Origin of the sequence: Dyadobacter sp. CY323 (assembly GCF_021390245.1) — a bacterium.
GTDB lineage: Bacteria > Bacteroidota > Bacteroidia > Cytophagales > Spirosomataceae > Dyadobacter.
The window spans coordinates 90,839-109,580 of sequence record NZ_JAJUXH010000018.1; the positions used below are offsets into that span (position 1 = coordinate 90,839).

Annotated in this window: 12 protein-coding genes, 1 tRNA gene and 1 pseudogene; 3 read left to right on the top strand and 11 right to left on the bottom strand. The window is 46.1% G+C overall.

Annotation, left to right across the window (positions count from 1 at the left end; genetic code table 11):
* Positions 1-265: 265 nt before the first annotated feature.
* Positions 266-1,282 (top strand): phosphotriesterase, encoded by a 1,017-nt coding sequence (locus LZG72_RS21920; RefSeq protein ID WP_233877146.1) that lies wholly within the window; start codon positions 266-268, stop codon positions 1,280-1,282.
* A gap of 8 nt (positions 1,283-1,290) precedes the next feature.
* Here the strand turns inward: LZG72_RS21920 and LZG72_RS21925 are convergent, their stop codons facing one another.
* From LZG72_RS21925 to LZG72_RS21960, 8 genes are all read right to left on the bottom strand, one after another.
* Positions 1,291-2,586, bottom strand: a complete 1,296-nt coding sequence (locus LZG72_RS21925; RefSeq protein ID WP_233877148.1) for a PAS domain-containing sensor histidine kinase — start codon at positions 2,584-2,586, stop codon at positions 1,291-1,293.
* Positions 2,583-3,956: a sigma-54 dependent transcriptional regulator gene (locus LZG72_RS21930; protein ID WP_233877150.1), complete on the bottom strand. Its 1,374-nt coding sequence runs from the start codon at positions 3,954-3,956 to the stop codon at positions 2,583-2,585. Before LZG72_RS21930 ends, LZG72_RS21925 begins: the two co-directional genes overlap by 4 nt.
* 279 nt (positions 3,957-4,235) lie before the next feature.
* Positions 4,236-5,402 (bottom strand): ABC transporter permease, encoded by a 1,167-nt coding sequence (locus tag LZG72_RS21935; protein WP_233877152.1) that lies wholly within the window; start codon positions 5,400-5,402, stop codon positions 4,236-4,238.
* Positions 5,403-5,458: 56 nt separating this feature from the next.
* Positions 5,459-6,703, bottom strand: coding sequence for an ABC transporter permease (locus tag LZG72_RS21940; RefSeq protein WP_233877154.1), 1,245 nt, complete (start codon positions 6,701-6,703; stop codon positions 5,459-5,461).
* 311 nt (positions 6,704-7,014) lie between these two features.
* Entirely contained in the window at positions 7,015-7,677 is a 663-nt protein-coding gene (locus LZG72_RS21945; RefSeq protein WP_233877156.1) for an ABC transporter ATP-binding protein, read from the bottom strand.
* Positions 7,678-7,776: 99 nt separating this feature from the next.
* Positions 7,777-9,222: a TolC family protein gene (locus LZG72_RS21950; RefSeq protein WP_233877158.1), complete on the bottom strand. Its 1,446-nt coding sequence runs from the start codon at positions 9,220-9,222 to the stop codon at positions 7,777-7,779.
* Between the two features lie 5 nt (positions 9,223-9,227).
* Complete coding sequence (locus tag LZG72_RS21955) at positions 9,228-10,472, bottom strand: efflux RND transporter periplasmic adaptor subunit (protein ID WP_233877160.1); 1,245 nt, start codon at positions 10,470-10,472, stop codon at positions 9,228-9,230.
* A gap of 180 nt (positions 10,473-10,652) precedes the next feature.
* Positions 10,653-11,939: an asparagine synthetase B gene (locus LZG72_RS21960; RefSeq protein WP_233877163.1), complete on the bottom strand. Its 1,287-nt coding sequence runs from the start codon at positions 11,937-11,939 to the stop codon at positions 10,653-10,655.
* An 84-nt stretch (positions 11,940-12,023) separates the two neighbouring features.
* Here LZG72_RS21960 and LZG72_RS21965 point away from each other — a divergent pair, with 84 nt between their 5' ends.
* Both LZG72_RS21965 and LZG72_RS21970 read left to right on the top strand, forming a co-directional pair.
* Positions 12,024-13,268, top strand: coding sequence for an ABC transporter permease (locus tag LZG72_RS21965; protein ID WP_233877165.1), 1,245 nt, complete (start codon positions 12,024-12,026; stop codon positions 13,266-13,268).
* Between the two features lie 79 nt (positions 13,269-13,347).
* Positions 13,348-13,431: transfer RNA gene (locus LZG72_RS21970), tRNA-Leu, on the top strand.
* A gap of 46 nt (positions 13,432-13,477) precedes the next feature.
* On the opposite strand, the pseudogene LZG72_RS21975 reads toward LZG72_RS21970, so the two are convergent.
* From LZG72_RS21975 to LZG72_RS21985, 3 genes and pseudogenes are all read right to left on the bottom strand, one after another.
* A pseudogene (locus tag LZG72_RS21975) lies at positions 13,478-15,003 on the bottom strand (FAD-dependent oxidoreductase); the annotation flags it as partial.
* Positions 15,004-15,064: 61 nt separating this feature from the next.
* The gene (locus LZG72_RS21980) at positions 15,065-17,209 is read right to left on the bottom strand and encodes a PKD domain-containing protein (protein WP_233877167.1); all 2,145 of its coding nucleotides are present in this window, start codon (positions 17,207-17,209) and stop codon (positions 15,065-15,067) included.
* A gap of 72 nt (positions 17,210-17,281) precedes the next feature.
* Entirely contained in the window at positions 17,282-18,733 is a 1,452-nt protein-coding gene (locus LZG72_RS21985) for a SusD/RagB family nutrient-binding outer membrane lipoprotein (protein WP_233877169.1), read from the bottom strand.
* Positions 18,734-18,742: the final 9 nt, after the last annotated feature.

Sequence of the window (18,742 nt, forward strand, 5' to 3'; positions counted from 1 at the left end):
TCAGTAACTTAGATTGGGTTTACATAAAGCAATGGATTTATTTATTAAAGCTACATACATTTAACTTGCTTAAATCATGACTGATACAGCTGATTATATCAAACAGATTCAATTGCAATTGTGGCTAGCGAAATCTCCCCAAGAGCGTTTGAAACAAATGATGCTTGATAATGAGGCACTATTTCAGTTCTGGAGACATACACATAAGTCCGAGGTTTCTGGTTCGTTAGAGAAAGAACTTAAAAGCTCAGAGCTACCTTAGAATATGATTTCCCACAATTTCCCCAGACGTGAATTCCTCCAAATCTGTGCATTAGCGCCATTTCTCTCCATTTCAAACCAGCAACCTGCAAATTTCACCTACTCCGTAAAAGGCAAAATTGCTACCTCGGACCTTGGCCGATCGCTGATTCATGAACATGTTCTGGTGGATTTTATTGGTGCTGATAAAATCACGTCCGATCGTTGGAATCACGAGGAAGTGATCCGGAAAGTACTACCCTATTTAATGGAGATCAAGTCACGGGGGATTCAAACGGTGATGGAATGTACGCCGGCCTTTATCGGACGTGATGTACTATTACTCCAAAAACTCTCGGATAAGTCGGGTCTGAATATGATCACGAATACCGGCTACTATGGTGCTTCCGATAACAAATATCTTCCCAAATGGGCATTTACGGAAACGGCCGAACAATTAGCCGAAAGATGGGTAGGTGAATTCCAAAACGGGATTGAAGGTACCGCCATTAAACCAGGTTTTATCAAAACAGGTGTGAATCCCGGGCCACTTTCTGAACTTCATAAAAAATTAATCACTGCTGCTGCATTAACGCATTTGAAAACCGGCCTGACCATTTGCTCTCACACCGGACCGGCACTTCCTGCGCAACAGGAAATTGAGATACTTAAAAAAATGAAGGTTGATCCCAAAGCTTTCGTGTGGGTTCACGCAAACGGAACGCCGGAAGAAATGGCCGTGACTGCTAAAAGTGGCTGCTGGGTAAGTCTGGACGGCATTAGTGAAGATAGTATCGATAAAAATGCGGAAACCATCCTTTTTCTGAAATCAAAAGGCTTTTTAAACCAAATACTGATTTCACATGATGCCGGCTGGTACCAACCCGGTGAACCCGATGGAGGAAAATTCAGAGGTTACACAACAATTTCTGACAAATTACTTCCTGCATTAAAACAAAAAGGATTAGCGGAAAGCGATATCAAACAGCTCATGGAACTAAACCCGGCAAATGCCTTTGTGATCCGGGTACGCAAGCTTTGACCCAACTATCAGCTTCCCATTTCAATGGTAAAAACCGTCCAACCCTGCTGATCTGTCTGTAACGAAAAAGCAAATCCGTGATTGATCAGGATCTCTCTCGTTAATGTAAGTCCAATTCCCTGCCCATCCCGTTTTGTACTGAAAAACGGATTAAAAAGCCTGCTACTCACCTCAGCATCAATCGGCTTTCCATTGTTTTTTATGATAATGTGACTATCGTGGATTTCCATTCTAATTTCATTTCCTGCTTCACACGCTTCAATGGCATTTTTAACCACATTCACTAAAACCTGTTCCATTTGCCCCATATCCAGATTTTGATACAATTCTTTGTCTGGTAAAATCGCGATAAGGGTTGCGCCTTTACTCGCAGCTGCCGGCGTCATAAACACCGCAACATCGCGGAGCAGCTTGCCCACATCCGTATTGGTGAGCGCAGGTACCGGCAGTCGCACGACGTCGGCGAAGTTCCGCATAAAGCCGGTCAGGCGGCGATTTCGTTCAGAAGCCACATCCAACGCCTCCCTGATCTCTTCAAAATCCTGTCCCAAAAGAACCTGGCTGGTGGTCTGCAAAATCGAATCGGTTGCGCCGAGCGTATTGTTTACCTCGTGGGCCATCATACGAATTACTTTTCCATATGCATTTTTTTCCGATTCCAGGATTTCGTTTGTCAGCTCCTCGATCATTAAAAACGACCTGCGGAAACCCTGATCCATGAAATGCGAACGCTGGATTTTGAATGTCACAATGCCATTGGTTTTCACAACCCGCGAATCACCATCCGTCATATCGGCCAGCTCCTGCAAAACAGGCAAGTCTGTTTCCGACAATTTTTTCCCCTCAAAAGCTTCTCCTGCACTTTTGAATTGCTCTTTTGCTTTTAAATTCAGCGATTCGATCCGGTCGTCGAAATCGAGGATAATAATGGAAATGGGCGATGCCTCGATCAGCTTTTCCAAAAAATAATGTTGCTCGTGCAGCTTTGTCCGTTCCTCCCGTAACTGGTCGATCATCAGGTTATAGACCTCGATCAAAGAATCAACTTCACCTTTGCCGGTTGGTACGAACTTGATCGAAAAATCCTTGTCTTTAATGGCTTCAATTCCGGATCTCACAAATTGGATAGGTTGCATAAAATTTCGATACAATTGAATGGAAGCAATGGCAGAAAGCAACAAAAACACCTCAGAAGCAATAAATAGCAGCTTGTCCTGAAACAGAATTTTGTAAACGAGAAGGATCAGCACCAAATGCAACACCAGGATATACAGCACATATTTAGCCTTGGTCGACAGCTTCATACTTCCTCCAAATCGTACGAGATCCCATACTTTTCTAGCCGGCGGTAAAGCGCAAACCGTGTAATGCCCAGCGATCGTGCCACTTTACTTACTTTGTTCTGATGAAACTGCATTGCTTTGGCGATCATTTGATACTCCATTTCTTCGAGCGTAATGCTGCCCACCTCCGGAATGCCCTTTTGAGACATTGCCGAAGTGCTTGTGCTCATATTCTTTTGAAAGTCAGCGATTTCGAGCGTATCGTTTGCCGACAAAAGTACTGTTCGCTCGACCAGGTTTTTGAGCTGGCGAATGTTTCCCTGCAAAGGCAATGTCCGCAGCCACTTATACGCAGATGCATTCAATTGAAGATTTGGCCGCTGATAAATGGTTTTGAGGTTATTAACAAAAAATTCGGAAAGCAGCGGAATATCATCGGGCCGCTCGCGTAATGCGGGCAGCTTCACGGTGATCAGATTGATGCGGTAATAAAGATCTTCCCGGAATGTACCTTGTGCCACCATTTCTTCCAGATTGCGATTGGTTGCGCAAATCACCCGGACATCCACAGTCCGGCTTTTACTGCTCCCGAGCGGCTCGAAAGTCCTTTCCTGTAAAACCCGCAGCAATTTCACCTGACTTGAAAGATCCAGTTCGCCGATCTCGTCCAAAAAAATAGATCCTTTGTGCGCCATTTCAAACCGCCCAATCCGATCCGACTTAGCATCCGTAAATGCACCCCGGACGTGGCCAAATAGTTCACTTTCAAACAACGTGGACGAAATACCGCCCAAATTCACTTTCACAAACGGCCGGCCTTTGCGTTTGCTGTTTGAATGGATTGCTTCCGCGATGAGTTCTTTGCCGGTACCACTCTCGCCGGTGATCAGTACCGGCGCGTCGGTAGATGCTACCCTGCCGACCGTTTCCAGGATTTCCAGCAGCTTCGGATCCTGCCCGACAATGTTTTCGAAATGGTATTGTTGTTCCAGTTTTTTACGGTTTGCCGACTGCGGGGTTTGCTGCGAAAGATTCAAAATCGTCCGCACAGATTGAATCAGATAATCATTCTGCCAGGGTTTTGTAATAAAATCAGTCGCCCCATCTTTCATTCCATTTACAGCGAGGTCAATCGTACCCCAGCCGGTGATCAGAATAACCGGAATAGCTGCATTAAACTTCTTAATCCTTTTCAGCAGCTGCATTCCTTCCTCGCCCGACGTTTCAATCGAAAAATTAAGATCCAGTAAAATCAATTCGGGCGTTACCGATTTCAAAACATCAAATGTCTCTTCCGGCGAACCCACCCCTTTCACACTAAATCCTTCCTTTTTCAAAAGAAAAATCAGTGAGGTACGTATCGCTAAATCGTCGTCTACTATGAGGAGCATAATTTATTTTACTTAGCTTTTAGCTTTTAGCTTTTAGCTTTTAGCTTTTAGCTTTTAGCTTTTAGCTTTTAGCTTTTAGCTTTTAGCCAAAAAAACTTCTTTCTACGTAACTTACTCAAAATCAGTCATTAAATCATTCAATCATCGCACCGGCAACCCGGTCACTCCGTCACATCTCACCGCCCGGCGGCCCGGATCTCACATCTCACCGCCCGGCGGCCCACATCTCACATCTCACATCTCACATCTCACATCTCACATCCCACATCCACCATAAAATCACTCCTCATGCAACGCCACCGCCGGATGGATGCGGGAGGCTTGGCGGCTTGGAAACCAGGCACATAGTGTAACAATGATATAAATAACCACAATGGAGGCCAAAATTGCCATGATGTAAACTGCGCTGTCCATATCGAATACCTTCAAAAGCGGAAATTGCACAGCGAAAATCAGCCCTAAAATCAAACTAAATGTCGCTAAAACCCAGATCTCACCCAAAAACTGCAAAGTAACTTTACCTTCTGTCGCCCCCATTGCCCGTCTCAAACCGATCTCATTTTTGCGTCGCGCGATGTTCAGGTTTAATATTCCAAATAATCCGAGTGCCACATTCGTCAGAAGAAAACTACTGATAACGAGGAAGATAATGACCGGAAACAGGGTCAGATTATGCCTGTTTACCCGCGATTCTCTCAGGTAACTAACCTCGATACCCCAGCCGGGCAGCATGGTTGCCAGGTCTCGTACCAGCCTGGCTTCGAAATTTGCATCTGTACCCTGCTTCGTTTTGATAAGGATATTGGAATTCCCGTTATCATCAGTTGCGATCATCTCGAAAAGTGCAGGCGTATCGGACATGAAATCACCTTTTGCCTTAAATCTTTCCACCACCCCCATTACTTTATAAGAACTTTTATCATCAATCTTAATCACTTTATTTAATGGGGATTCGTCCAGGAACAATTGGTCCTGCATCTTTCTATTAATCACAATGGGAATGAATTTGGCGACGCGGTCACCTTCTTTGTACCATCTGCCTGCGATCACCGGCATATCAAGAGTTTTACCAAAATCCGCGCCCGTATAATAAAAATCACCACCCACCTTTACCTTTTTATAAGTAACCGAATTACCGATTTGGTTTGCCGAAAATGGCGTATTACTACTCGTTCTGGCCGCCGATTCCACTTCTTTATAAGATTTTACGCGCTGCAATGCACGTTTCAGTTTGGCCGCGACTTCCACCGTATCCTGATTAGCAGCGAGATCCAGATTCCAGACCCGCTCATACTCAAACCCGATCGGCAGCAGGTAATTCCTGCCATTGTAGGTGATGAGCGAAAGTACACCGAAAAGCACCATAAACGACGCCCAGATCTCAATAATGAGCAGAGATTGCGTCCCCTTTTTATTCCAGATTAATTTGAAGAGATGACGGAGCATAATGATTTTGAATGAGTGATTGATTGAATTTGATCGCCGACAGCCGAAGTTTTCTACTACCCTTTCAACGCGTCTACGATTTTTAGTTTCGACATCCTGAATGCCGGGAGAACGCCGGAAAGCAGGCCGAATAACAGGCAGACGCCGATGCTGATTACAAATACAGAAAAGTTGATCGTCAGATCCGCATAGGCAATCCAGCCGCTCGAATTGATCATTTTGATAACCAGGTAGGATAGTATGAGTGCGAACGCGCCGCCGATGAACGTAATAAAGACGTTCTCAATGATAAATTGCCAGAGTAATGCCTTTGACGGCGCACCAAATGCCTTTCTCACCCCAATCTCCGAGGCACGTTCCAAAATCCGGCTCACATTCACATTGACCAGATTAATGGCCGGCAAACCCATGAACATCACCAGTACCAGTACAACCACCGAATAGAACAATATGATTTGCGTTTCGTCCCTGGCAAATGTGTTCAGAAAGTGATCAAAATACTTGTCCGCACGTACGATCAGAATGGAAAATTTCTGTCCATCCTGAATTTCTTCTTTTGAGATCGACGAGATATGATTGTTAAATTCAGCCTGGATCTCCGGAAAATCAGCTGCGCTTTTTGCTAAAATGATTGCCGTGTAGCGTCCACGCATTCCCTTGCTTTCATAATTGCTTTTAGGTGCGGTATATGGAAAATAAACGTCTGAATACGTATAAACCCGGGTTGGCGGGCTGCCTTTTACCACCCCGATCACACGATAGTGGATATTCTCGATTTCAATATTTTTACCAACCACAGAACCCGCATCTTTCTCAAAATACTGGTCGCGCAATGCATCCGTGATCACTGCAACGTGGTCGCCGTTTTTAATATTTGACTCATTATATGGCTTTCCTTCCAGGAACTGAAAACCAGTAACATACCAAAAATCAGCATCCGTGTATTTGGTATTCAGCTTGATCTTTTTACCATTTACATAGGTATTGGAAAAACTGAAATTCGACAGGATCGTAACACGTTCAGCCGATTTGAGAGATTTGGCATGTTTGGTCAAAAACCCAAATGTAGCCGGGCCGGATGATGTAGAAGTCCTCGTGGAATCCTGCTGAAGAACTGTACCAATGTAAAGGCTGCGATCACGGTTCACTTCCGGATAATGCGTCCCGAACAAATGATCCAGAAACGAAGTCACGACCATTAAGACGGTCAAAGTCAGACTGATACCGAACAAGGTAATGAATGTATAGAAAGGATGCCGCAGCAAAACCTTCCAGGCGATTTTTATATAGTTTGTTATCATGGATGTGAGATGTGAAATGTGAAATGTGAGATGTGAAATGGGAAATGGGAGAAGTGGGGATTTAGGAGATGATGTAAAATGTGAGAGGTGAGATGTGGATGAGGGGTGAAATGAGGGATTCGGGCCGCCGGGCGGTGAAATGTAAAATGTGACGGGTTGAAATTATGGTTTGAGCTGACTTGAATGGTAATTAGATCGAAGATGCACTACCTTTCTCCCATTTCACCGCCCGGCAGCCCGGATCTAACTTCTCACATTCATCTCACATCTCACATCTCACATCTTACATTTCACTTTTTACATCTCACAATTTAAAGCACCTGCGTCCCATCAAACAGCCGGATCAATCTGTGCGTTTTTTTCGCCATGGCGTCGTCGTGGGTTACCATTACGATGGTGGCGCCGTCGTCGTTTAGTTTTTGGAGAATGCTCAATATTTCGTTACCCATGGCGCTGTCGAGGTTACCGGTTGGCTCATCGGCGAGGATGATCTCTGGTTTGCCTACAATTGCCCGGGCTATCGCTACCCGTTGTTTCTGACCACCTGATAATTGTTTGGGAAAATGCTTCATCCGATTGCTCAAACCCACTTTTTCCAATGCCTCCTGAGCCAGCTCCCGGCGTTCTTTTCCGGAACTATTGCGGTACAAAAGCGGGATTTCCACATTATCGATCACCGAAAGATCATTGATCAGGTGGAAGCTTTGAAAAATAAAACCGAGTTTTTGATTTCTCAAATGCGCCAATTCTTTGTCCTGATAACGCTCTACTTTACTCCCGTCAATTTCGATATAACCTTTGGAAGGTGCGTCCAAAAGGCCCATAATATTCAGCAATGTACTTTTCCCGCACCCGGAAGGCCCCATAATGGAAACGAACTCCCCTTTTTTCACATCCAGATTAATGTTGTTCAAAGCAAGCGTTTCAATAGAACTCGTGCGATATACTTTTTCGACGTTTTGTAATTTTATCATGGCGGATTTTAATTTTGAATGAATGAATGAATGAGTGAATTTAATTTTGACTGAATGAGTGAATATCTATCCTGACTGCCGAAAGCTAACGGCCAACGGCTAATAGCTAATCTTCTGCTTACGCTCAAAATCATATAATGTCAGCAATCTTAGACTGTAATACGATTGCCAGTAATCTCTTAATGCTAAAATATAGTCGCGGCGGGCGATGTCTTTTTCCTGGGTTGCGATGCCAAGATCGGTTACGCTCAGGTCGCTCAGGATAAACCTTTCTTTTGCGATCTGATAGCGATCCGCAGCGATGTTATCGGCCAGTTTAGTGAGTTTTACTTGTTTTTGCAGCATTTGTAAAAGGGTAACCTGCGTAAAAATCTCCTGCTCAAAAGTAAGTTTGTCCTGCTCCACAGACTGCTGGGCAAATTCCTGGTTTGCTTTCGCCACTTCAGTCCGCGCTTTATTCCGCCCCCAGGTCATGATCGGCAATACAAACTGCAGTTCCACAAATTCACGGTCCTGTGCATTTACATATATTTCTCCCGGATTATTGCCCTGGTTGGAAAGGCCAAATCTCGCATTCAATGAAGCATTTAAACCCGTTTCTTTTTTTGCAAACTGCACATCCCGCTCGGCTTCAAGCAGTTTCCTGCGAAAACCAATGGATGCGGAACGGTTTGCAAAAGCCTCATCCAATGCAGTTTGTGTATTGATTTTAAATTCATCCGCCTCCAATGGAATTTCCAGTTCCAGTTCGCGTTCGTCGCGCGTTCCCATATATAATTTTAGTTTCAGAGAGGCCACCGCCGCAGCCTGTTGCGCCGACGCAAGATCCTTCTGCGCAGTCAGTAATCCCATCTGAAGTTGCAGAAGATCGTTTTGCGAAATTTTTCCAAGTTCCAGTTTGTGTTGGGCTATTTTGTAAAGTGTGTCATTATTGCTCCGGTTTTTTTCCGCGATCTGCAGATTTACCTGCGCAACGAGCAATTCAAAATAAAAACCGGTGGCGTCCAGCGCAACTTGTTCCAAAGACTGTACAAACTGCTGATTCCCTTCCTGGTACTTCAACGGCTGAATTTTCTTATCCCATTTCAATGTATTGAACCGCGACAATGGCTGATTTATGCCAATTTCGAACGGAATGCCATTATATCGGGTATTGTCACGGGCGAAATCGTCAAACCGCTGCAATTGCTGCTGAACATAAATCGTCCCGCCCGTGAGCGCAATTCCCTGGCTCAGCGACAGGTTTATAAGCGAATTATTGTTGGAAACCGGCTGAAATGAAACGGTACCGTCAGGTTGCACGACCTCAATGTAAGACCTTGTAAATCCGGGTAATGTTCCGGTTAAACTCAACTGCGGTTTGTAGTCGGCCAAAAATGAACGGTATTGCCAAAAATTCGTCTTTTTCTGCGTTGCTGCCTGTTTCGACGCGATGGAATTTTCGCGGGAAAGCTGCACTACTTCTTGCAATGAAAGCGGGCGGACCTGCCCAAAAGCGGCGGAAGTCAGAATAAAAGAAAAGATCAGAATGAAGAGTTTTCTCATCGCATTTAGTTGATTGAAATCTCTTCAAGGTGCTCGTAATCATTCATATTGGTCAAAATAACCTTCTCACCTGGCTTTAAACCGCTTTTGATCTCGACAAAATCAAAATTGGAAAGTCCGGTTTCAACTTCTCGTCGGTATGCCGTTCCATTTTCCAATACGTACACAAATTGTTTGCGTTTCCCGGTGAATGCCGGCCCGTTCGGGACCCGCATTGTGCGGGTACTTTTGCTGGTTACCACATATACTTCCACTTTCATATTGGGCCTCAGCGATTCGTTGTTCGCATTATCCAATTGCACGACAAAACCGATCACTCCGTCTTTCACTGCCGGTTTAACCTGGGTAATCATCCCGCGCAGCTCGGCTTCATTTATTTTCACAATCACCGAAAGTCCGGCTTTAACCTGATCTGCATATACGTCGGAGCAACTGCCTTCCACACGGAAACTTCCGAGATCCGCCACTTTTGCCAGCATCTCACCTTCATTTACCGAAGATCCGATGTTCTCATTGACCCAGGTCAAAACTCCTTTCCGGTCGGCGACGATATCCGCCATTCTTAACTTATGTTGTAATTCCTGCAGATTTTTACCTTCGATCTGCGCGCCCAACTGCGTTTCTTTCAGGCTCGCACCCATCGATTCGCGATTGTATTTAAGATCGTTTTCAAGCTGCTGTTTCTCTAATTCAGCCACTTTTAATGCATTTTCCGCCCGGGTAATGTCCTCGGCCGTTCCGCCGCCAACTTTCTGCAAACGTTTCGCATCTTCAAAATCCGCTTTTAATTTATTGATATTCAAAGACTTGATCTTATCACTGATCTCGGCATCGTACAAATTCTTATCCAGTTTCATCCGCAATTGGTCAATGCCGTTTTTCTTCAATTCCAATTGATCCTGATACCGTTCAAATTCAATGAGTGTCAGCGATTTATCCAGCTCGATGATCGCCTGACCAGGTTGAACGCGGGTTCCCGGCGTGATGAGAATGCGTTTAATGCTCGCACGGATCGGGCTGGTAAAGATCTGCTCATAAGCCGGGATAATCTCACCGGATGCAGTTAAGGTATTCTCAACATCGCCCGTCCCCACGGTTCCGGTGCGGATCCGATCACTTGCCAGTGAACTGACGAGCGATTTTCTGAAGAAGAATACCAGGATGCCCAGTGCGACGACGATGGCCACGATCATCAGCCATCGTCGATTTCTGGTAGTGTTCACGTAATCCGGTGCAATTTCCCGATCCATTACTTTAAAAGGAGGTTATGGTACTGTTTCATGGCTAATCTGCAACTTGTAATTACATTTTCGTGCCAATACATAATTGACTGATAAACAAGATTTTATACTGAATTGAAAAACAAAAAACCGTGCGTTAACGCACGGTTTGTGTGATTTGGAACAAGGTATTATAGAAGGAGAAGCTCGCTAGGTTTTAAGTTTCTTTTTCTTGGCTGCCGGGAAAAGAATATTGTTCAGGATCAGCCGGTAACCTGCCGAGTTTGGGTGCAGGTTGAGATCGGTCGGCTCCTCGCCAACCCGGTGCTGGTAATCTTCCGGATCGTGCCCGCCATAGAATGTAAAAAAACCTTTTCCGTGCGTGCTGTGAATGTAACGCGCCTCTTTTGCAGATTTATTTTCAGCCAAAACAATTACCTCAGGCTTAATTACGCGGTTTTTAAATGCAGTAGTCTGTCCCAAAAAGCCTTTGATCAACGTCTGGTGATTCTGAGTCAGCATACTCGGGACCGGATCCCATTTCGCTGAAAATTGAAATAACGAAAAGAAATCATTCGACTCGATCAGTCCACGTTCATCGGGCTGATTATCAATGTCGGAAAACTCGATTTCGTACGGATATGGAATGGTTTTGAAGTCTTTGAATGCAAATGTGTTATCGAAATTCAGTTTGCCATTTGCAGTCGGGTCGGCGGGTGTACCATCGTACATGGCTTCCACAATGTCGAGACCATCGGCCGCAAGTGTGATATCGAACGTATCCGTCGCATTACACATCGCAAACATATAGCCGCCACCACTTACAAATTCCGAAATCCGTTTGGCGACCGCCAGCTTCATTTGAGGCACGTTTCCAAACTGATATTTCGCGGCGGTTTCTTCTGCTTCGCGCTTTTGCTCGCGGTACCAGGGATAATCTTTGTATTGAAAAAATTTACCAAACTGGCCCGTGAAATCCTCGTGATGCAGATGCAGCCAGTCATACTCGGGAAGCTTGGTATTCAACACTTCATCATCGTAAATGACATCATACGGTATTTCGGCATAGGTCAAAACCAGGGTAACCGCATCATCCCACGGCAATTTCGATTTAGGTGAGTAAACCGCGATTTTAGGAGCTTTTTGCAATTTAACCGCATCCATATTCACGTCCGGCGCACTAATCTGGCTCAGTATCTGTCCGGCCTGACCTTCGGAGATCACCTCAAAACTCACACCACGCACCGTCATCTCCGTTGCGAACTGCTGATTATACGCTACCATAAAACTTCCTCCCCGGTAATTGAGCAGCCAGTCCATTTCCATTTCATAATTTTTCAGAATCCAGAAAGAAATCCCATAAGCCTTCAAATGGTTCTTCTGGCTCTCATCCATGGGGATCAAAAGCCGGTTTGAAACACTTTTAAACGAGATTGTTAAAAAAATGATAAGCGGGACAATCAGACGTATCACTGGTTTGATTCTTTCAGGTTTCATGCGCAGTTTTACAAAATGTAAATATTAAATATAGAAAAGGATAACGACATTTTACAAAATATGGTGCCTAAGCTATAATTCACAATGAACATACGCGAAAATATAGACGAAGGTTTGCGATCGATCCAGAGCAATCTTTTAAGAACCGTTCTCACCGGATTGATCATCGCCATCGGCATCACCTCCCTCGTCGGAATCCTGACTGCCATCGAGGGTATCCAAAGCTCCGTAAACAGCAGTTTCGCCGACCTCGGGGCCAACACATTTACCGTTAGGAACCGTTACGAAGACGACTTTTTCAGCCGGGGACGACGAAGTAAAACTTACCCGACGATTAGTTACCGGCAGGCCCGTTTATTCTCCGATAAATTCAAAGCTTCATACACGGCGATCTCTTCGCTCTCCACCGACATCGCCGGCGCAGTGCAGGTCAACTACCAATCCACCAAAACCAATCCGAACTGCAGTGTGGTGGCGACGGACGAACAGTTTTTAGTAATAAAAGGCTATAAAATTGACGAGGGACGAAATATCGATAAAAACGATCTGGAAAATTCCCTGAACGTGGCAGTACTGGGCCAGGAAGTGGCGCGAAAACTTTTCGTGCGCGTCAGCCCCATCAACAAGGAAATCACATTCATGGGCAGTCGGTATAAAGTAATCGGCGTTTTGCAAAAGAAAGGGTCATTGGGTGGCGATAACGACGCGGACCGGATCATCGTTGTCCCGATCGAAAGTGGCCGTGCATTGGCGGCAAACCGGTCGCTCGCATACAGCGTTACCGCCTCGGCACCGAACGTTACGGACGGCGATATGATTGTTGAAGAAGCCCGCGGCATCATGCGGCGCATCCGCGCCGATCCATTGGGAAAGGAAGATTCGTTTGAAATTGACCGGGCTGATGCCATGGCCAAAGATTTCGAAGAGGTGTCGAGTTACCTGCGTATCGGCGGATTTGGAATCGGGATCATCACTCTTTTAGGTGCATCCATTGCATTAATGAACATCATGCTGGTGTCTGTGACTGAACGTACTCGAGAAATCGGCATCCGGAAATCGCTCGGCGCCACTCCGAGGGTCATTCGTTTTCAGTTTTTGATCGAAGCCATTGTCGTATGCATTTTGGGTGGGATCGGCGGACTTTTCCTCGGAATTATCATTGGTAATGTCATTTCCAATTCGATCAGCAGCGAGGCCACATTTGTTGTTCCATGGCTTTGGATGGCAATGGGAATTGCGGTTTGCGTATTTGTGGGGGTGATATCCGGCATTTACCCGGCAATCAAAGCATCCCGCCTGGATCCGATCGAAGCATTGCGGTACGAATAATTTTGTAGGTATTTTTTCGCCGGAAACTTGCTTAATCTCTTTTTCTGTCTACTTTTGCACTCCCAACAAGTAAGAGAATGCCCAGATGGCGGAATCGGTAGACGCGTTGGTCTCAAACACCAATGAGGTTACACTCGTGCCGGTTCGACTCCGGCTCTGGGTACGGAAGCCCTTCAACGCAAGTTGAGGGGCTTTTTTCGTTAAAAGGCGTCAATCGCCTGCACCGCAGCGGAAGCTGCACTCTCTCCTAAAATCATGAAAACAGGCTCCATTCGAATGGATCCGTAAGCAATGTGCGAGCTGGAAAGGCAAACTGGAACCAACAGGTTTTGGCACTCTGCCCTTTTGGGAATGATAGAAGTATAGGAAATACTGTAAGGCTTCTTGGGATGCACACCGATATCACCTTCATTCTGCACAAATCCATCTTCTTTAACATAACGCTGTGCATGGTGCGAATCTAACGCATAAGAACCCATTCCAATCGGTTGGCTAACCGGTTCCAGGCCAAGCGTGTGGTTTTCGGTCATTACACTTTCGCCGATCATTCTTCTGGCTTCACGCACGTAGATCTGGTGCGGACAGCCGCCATTATCTTTGAATTCATCCTTGGGTAACCCCCACTTGCTCATCTCTTTGCGGACATCTGCTGGAACTTGCGGGTCATTGGTCAAGAAATACATCAGACCCTTCTGATACAATTCATGCGCCCTGATGATCTCCCTTCTCCTTTCGTAAGTGGCTTCCGGGTAATCATAGTTCTGACCGATGAAATCGGTGCTGAATGTACCGTGGTTGTTGGTATCTGTTTTTTTGTTTGGAATCGGGTCGTATTTATCAAATGTCTCTGTCCAGCCTGCCTTGTAAACCCTGCCCAGCAATGCATAGTTGGCAGGATCATAGCCTTCCGGTTTGGCGAATGGAATGCGGTTATCGGGATTCGCAGAAAGACACATCCGGAAACAGTAAGCCTGTATTTTATTATCCCCAGAGCCATTTTCCGCTATCTTTTCATCACTTACATAAGGCAGCAGGCCGCTTTTCGGGTCGCCCTCCGCCTTATATGGACTAATATTCTTCTGGAAATGATGTTTGTGGTGAAAAACGCCTGCCTGTACACCATTCCATTTTTCATTGTAAACACTATTTGCCACGCGTCCAACGTGGTATGTAACACCGGCGGCAGCCATCAAATCACCTTCATAGGTGGCATCAATAAACATTTTGCCTTTGAAGTTTTGCCTGAAAGTGTTTTGATCGCAACTATTTTGCCATCTTTTTTCTCCACACCATTTTGCCGGTCGAGCCACTCGTCGAGGTAAATCTGAATGTTATTTTCTTTAACAAAATCCTCAAAAACCTGCTCCGCCGCGTGCGGTTCAAAGATCCACATCGTATGCTCAGTTCCGTCCATTGCAGGTGTCCCCTGACCTTTGTTGCCATACTCCTCCTTTTTCTGCCATTTCCAAGCCTCGGGTTTGTCGTAATGCAGGTATAACCGGTGGTAAAACTCCCTGGCCAAACCGCCGATCACCGACTTGTCACCTGTATCTGTAAAACCCAGACCACTTGCAGAAAGGCCGCCCAAGTGATTGTCGGGTGAAACGACCAGCACTGTTTTTCCAGACTTGCTAACCTGCACCGCAGCAGTTATCGCCGCAGAAGTTCCTCCGTAGATAATCACGTCGGCGGATTGTGTTTTTTGTTTTTGAGAAAAACCTGCATTGCTGCACATAAAAATCAGGGCAGCTATATAAATCAAATATTTTTTCATGTCAATCAATATAAGGTTTAATCTAATCCTGTACTTTCTTAAAAATCATTGCATCAACCAGCACCTGTCCTTCCGATCCTTCGCTGACAATATCAACATAACCGTCCATTCCTTCCAGGAAATCAAATTTTCCGATGGAGAGGGACTCTGTTGGCTTTACCCAGATTTCCTGCTCGCCTTTTTTTGAATAAACCTTCACTTTGAACCTCGGCACCGCATTCAGTTTCCTATCGACCGGGTACTTCTTTCCATTGGCCGTTGCGCGGAGTTGCGGGTCAAAAGGGGTTTGCTCTGAAAACAACAGCTCGTAAGTACCTGCCGCCAGATCGGGCCTAAACCTCACAAATTCGCCTTCCGCAGCCCGGCCGCCATTGGTCAGATATATATCACCGACTCCTTTTTCCTTCCACCTTTTGAACTGCGGCGCAACCCAGAAGTAAGGCGTGCTGTAAAACCGGTTTTCACGCACGTCCGCATTGTCGACGATCTCGCGTTTCAGGTTTCCGGTTTCATTGTGCGCCGGAGGATAAGTCGGGATCGTCAGGTTTACCATTATATATTGCACTGCATTCACGCTGCCCGGAACCTCCACGCGTATACGCGCGCTGTAAACGCCGGTACGCAGACCGCTTGCATTAACAGAAACCTTCAAATTTTGCGCATTGCCCTGCCCTTCCGTTTGCAGATCCAGCCAGGCTTTCCCGCTTAGATATTCCACTTTTGGCGCATTGACTTTCCCGAATACACCTTTGCCAATATTCACCAACGCGACCATTTTTGCATTAGGCTGCGGCCTCGTTTGCCTTGCAAGAAAATGAAGTGAATTTGGAATAAACTTTCTCTCCAATGCATAAACGTCCATCACATGCACCGGTCGGATCCGAAACGAAGGTTCTTCACTGCAAACCAATGCCAATGCGGAGGCTAGTTTTGACGCAGCATTTCCATTCGGGCCATCAATCGTGATATGCTGCGTAAAGCTGCTGCGGGTAACGCCGTCGTCGACCAAAAGCGTCACCGGATAAATGCCCGGGTTTACAAAAACGTGGTTTGGATTTTTCTCAATAGCAATGCCGCCGTCGCCGAATGTCCAGTAGTACAGCAGTTCGCGACCAGCGCTTTTGTATTCGTTCCTTGATTTTTCACCAGTAAAGGAAACCCTAACCCCTGTCTTCCCCGGACGCAGCGGACCGATGATCGCCTTGGTTTCACCGGCCCGCTCACGGTTATCTTCAAAAATCTGCCAAAACAGAATCCACGGATCGAGCAAAATCTCGGTTTCCTCCTCCTTTGTTTTGACCCGAAATACAAAATGTGAGTGGTTGTTATTCCCTACATGCACACCCGACCCGTCGGAATAATACACGCCTGCGCCAATAGGCGTATGTTCCGGAATGCGCAGGTTGAGCATGTGGTGATTCTGAATGCTCCATAGATCGCCGTTTTCCCAGGTATGAATGCCCCGCCACCGGTTGTTGTTATCGCCCTTTCCAAGACTGAAAAGGAAGTAATGATCATCGATTGGAAATGGCGTGAAATGTGGAGTACCAGCAGGATTGTTCAGATCCAGGCCGCCGTGCAGTTCAAACCCATTGTAGGCGCCCATCCAGCAATCGTCGCCGTTGTAGCTGTTTGAGATGCGCAGAAAATTTTCGCTGCTGGGAAACATCGGGTAAAGTTTCGATGGCGCAATGCGGATGGTCATGTCAGTCACCGCAAAACGCGCGTGTTTGTGCGGCACCGATTCGCTGCTTTTCCCCCCGTGCTCATCCTTGATAATCTGCCCGATCGAATTTACCCCATCAAACCATATCCGCATTCCGTTGATCACATAAGGCTCATAAAAACTTTCCTGAGACCCGACATAACGTTCCATTTTCATCAGATGCCCGTCCATAAGCACCTGACAGGTAAAATGGTAAAGCGTGGCGCCTCCTGGCTGGTCTTCCCTGAGTTTTCCCAGGTTAGTAATAATGATATCCGACGAAATTTCCTTCAATACCATTGTCCGGATTTCGCCATTCCGGAGGGTAAATTTCAGCGTATCCTCCTTGTTCATTTCAACCGGCGTCAGCGTAGCTTTGGCTTTGCGGATTATGGTTTCGCCGCTAGCCGAGCTTCCGCAAATCAACAAGAAAAGAATAGCTGCTAAATAACATCGGAACATTGGTATCAAAGGATATTGTCGTTGTTTGTGCATCATTATTTGGTCTTTACTACTCGCTATCAATGGATTGATTTACTTATTGACCGCCGTAGGCTCAAAAAGGTCAGGCAAAGGATTAGGGGTGCTTGCATTTGAGTTGATCTCATTTTGTCCGTAAAAGAACCTTTCAGGCAGCCGGTTGCCTGTGGAAGGCGTGAGCTTGATGCCGATTCCCTCTTTGCGCGTTCTTCTGATATCATTGAAACCGATCAGCCGGACAAAAAAAGTGACGTACCGTTCTTCCAGTATCTCTTCCAAAAGCGCCTTCGTTTTGTCAAGATTGGTTGGATTTGCCATTCCGCCGGCAGCAAAATCGGCGTCTGCATAAGCGTCATATTTAAGACTGTATCTTGACCGGTAAGTAGAGTCAATGTAGCCGCCCGACCTCATAAACTCCCGAAACTTGTTCAGGTGCGTTAATGCCAAAGTAAAGTCAGGCTTTCTGGCTGCGGCCTCCGCCAGCGTCAGCAGGTTTTCTTCGTAAGTAACCATCGGCGAAGACGCATTCATTGCAATAACCCCATTCAATGAGTCGCCGCGGGCTACGGAAAGATAGTTTGGTTCGATTTCGCCGGTAATGCCTTTGGTACCCAGATTGACATAGTAATAATTAAACCGCGCATTCTCATCCGTTTTCGCGTTACCCCGGTACGTTTTCGAAGCTGAATCAAGAATAGTGGTCAGATAGGCATTTCTGGCGCTCACATCTCCCGCACGTTCTTCCACATTATGCAGGTAATAACGGTTGCGCGTGCCGGCCGTTGCCGTGTGCGGGCTCAGCAAAGAACCGGAAGGACTTGCAATGCCTTTCAATGCTTCATTGTAAGCTTTATCGTACTCCCTGGTTTCCATATAAAGCCTCGCTTTCAATGTACGCGCTACTGCGATCCATTTGGCCGCATCGCCATTAAAGAAAATGTCGGCCTTGTTTGTCACCGCACCCTTTCCCGATTCCAGGGCCACAATTCCTTCATCGAGCAGCTTTTGAACACCCGCATACACACTCGCCTGCGGATCGAAAACCGGATTGGGAAATTGCTGCGGATTGCCAAACTGCGAGAATGGGATATCACCATAAAGCGCTGCCCCCGAGCCCGTTACATAAGCCTGAACCACTCTTGCAATGCCGATTCCGCGCTGGTTGTCCGCCTCCCTGTATTTGCCGATCGCCTTTTCGAGTTGAATGTAGGTTTGGTTATAAATGTAGGTCCAGGCATCGTCGGTTTCCACCGCCGTGTACTGGTAGTTCTGATAATTCAGGTACTGCCTTTGGATCCCTGTCATATAACCCGACCACATATTGGAAATGATCGCGATCCGTGACCCATTGAAGTTAACGGACGCCACCTGCGCACCTGTGAGCATCATATCCGCCGGCGCATCGGTCACATTATTCGGGTCCACATTCATGTCCTTTACAAAATTGGAACACGAGGTCGCGAAGACAAAAATGGACGTTATAGCAAAATGAAATAGTCTTTTCATGAGGATAAC

Excerpts from the sequence above, each read along its gene's own strand:
- LZG72_RS21960 (WP_233877163.1), bottom strand. The coding sequence starts at position 11,939 with ATGAAACCTGAAAGAATCAAACCAGTGATACGTCTGATTGTCCCGCTT.
- LZG72_RS21935 (WP_233877152.1), bottom strand. The coding sequence starts at position 5,402 with ATGCTCCGTCATCTCTTCAAATTAATCTGGAATAAAAAGGGGACGCAA.
- LZG72_RS21920 (WP_233877146.1), top strand. The coding sequence starts at position 266 with ATGATTTCCCACAATTTCCCCAGACGTGAATTCCTCCAAATCTGTGCA.
- LZG72_RS21940 (WP_233877154.1), bottom strand. The coding sequence starts at position 6,703 with ATGATAACAAACTATATAAAAATCGCCTGGAAGGTTTTGCTGCGGCAT.
- LZG72_RS21985 (WP_233877169.1), bottom strand. The coding sequence starts at position 18,733 with ATGAAAAGACTATTTCATTTTGCTATAACGTCCATTTTTGTCTTCGCG.
- LZG72_RS21930 (WP_233877150.1), bottom strand. The coding sequence starts at position 3,956 with ATGCTCCTCATAGTAGACGACGATTTAGCGATACGTACCTCACTGATT.
- LZG72_RS21955 (WP_233877160.1), bottom strand. The coding sequence starts at position 10,472 with ATGGATCGGGAAATTGCACCGGATTACGTGAACACTACCAGAAATCGA.
- LZG72_RS21950 (WP_233877158.1), bottom strand. The coding sequence starts at position 9,222 with ATGAGAAAACTCTTCATTCTGATCTTTTCTTTTATTCTGACTTCCGCC.
- LZG72_RS21925 (WP_233877148.1), bottom strand. The coding sequence starts at position 2,586 with ATGAAGCTGTCGACCAAGGCTAAATATGTGCTGTATATCCTGGTGTTG.
- LZG72_RS21965 (WP_233877165.1), top strand. The coding sequence starts at position 12,024 with ATGAACATACGCGAAAATATAGACGAAGGTTTGCGATCGATCCAGAGC.
- LZG72_RS21980 (WP_233877167.1), bottom strand. The coding sequence starts at position 17,209 with ATGTTCCGATGTTATTTAGCAGCTATTCTTTTCTTGTTGATTTGCGGA.
- LZG72_RS21945 (WP_233877156.1), bottom strand. The coding sequence starts at position 7,677 with ATGATAAAATTACAAAACGTCGAAAAAGTATATCGCACGAGTTCTATT.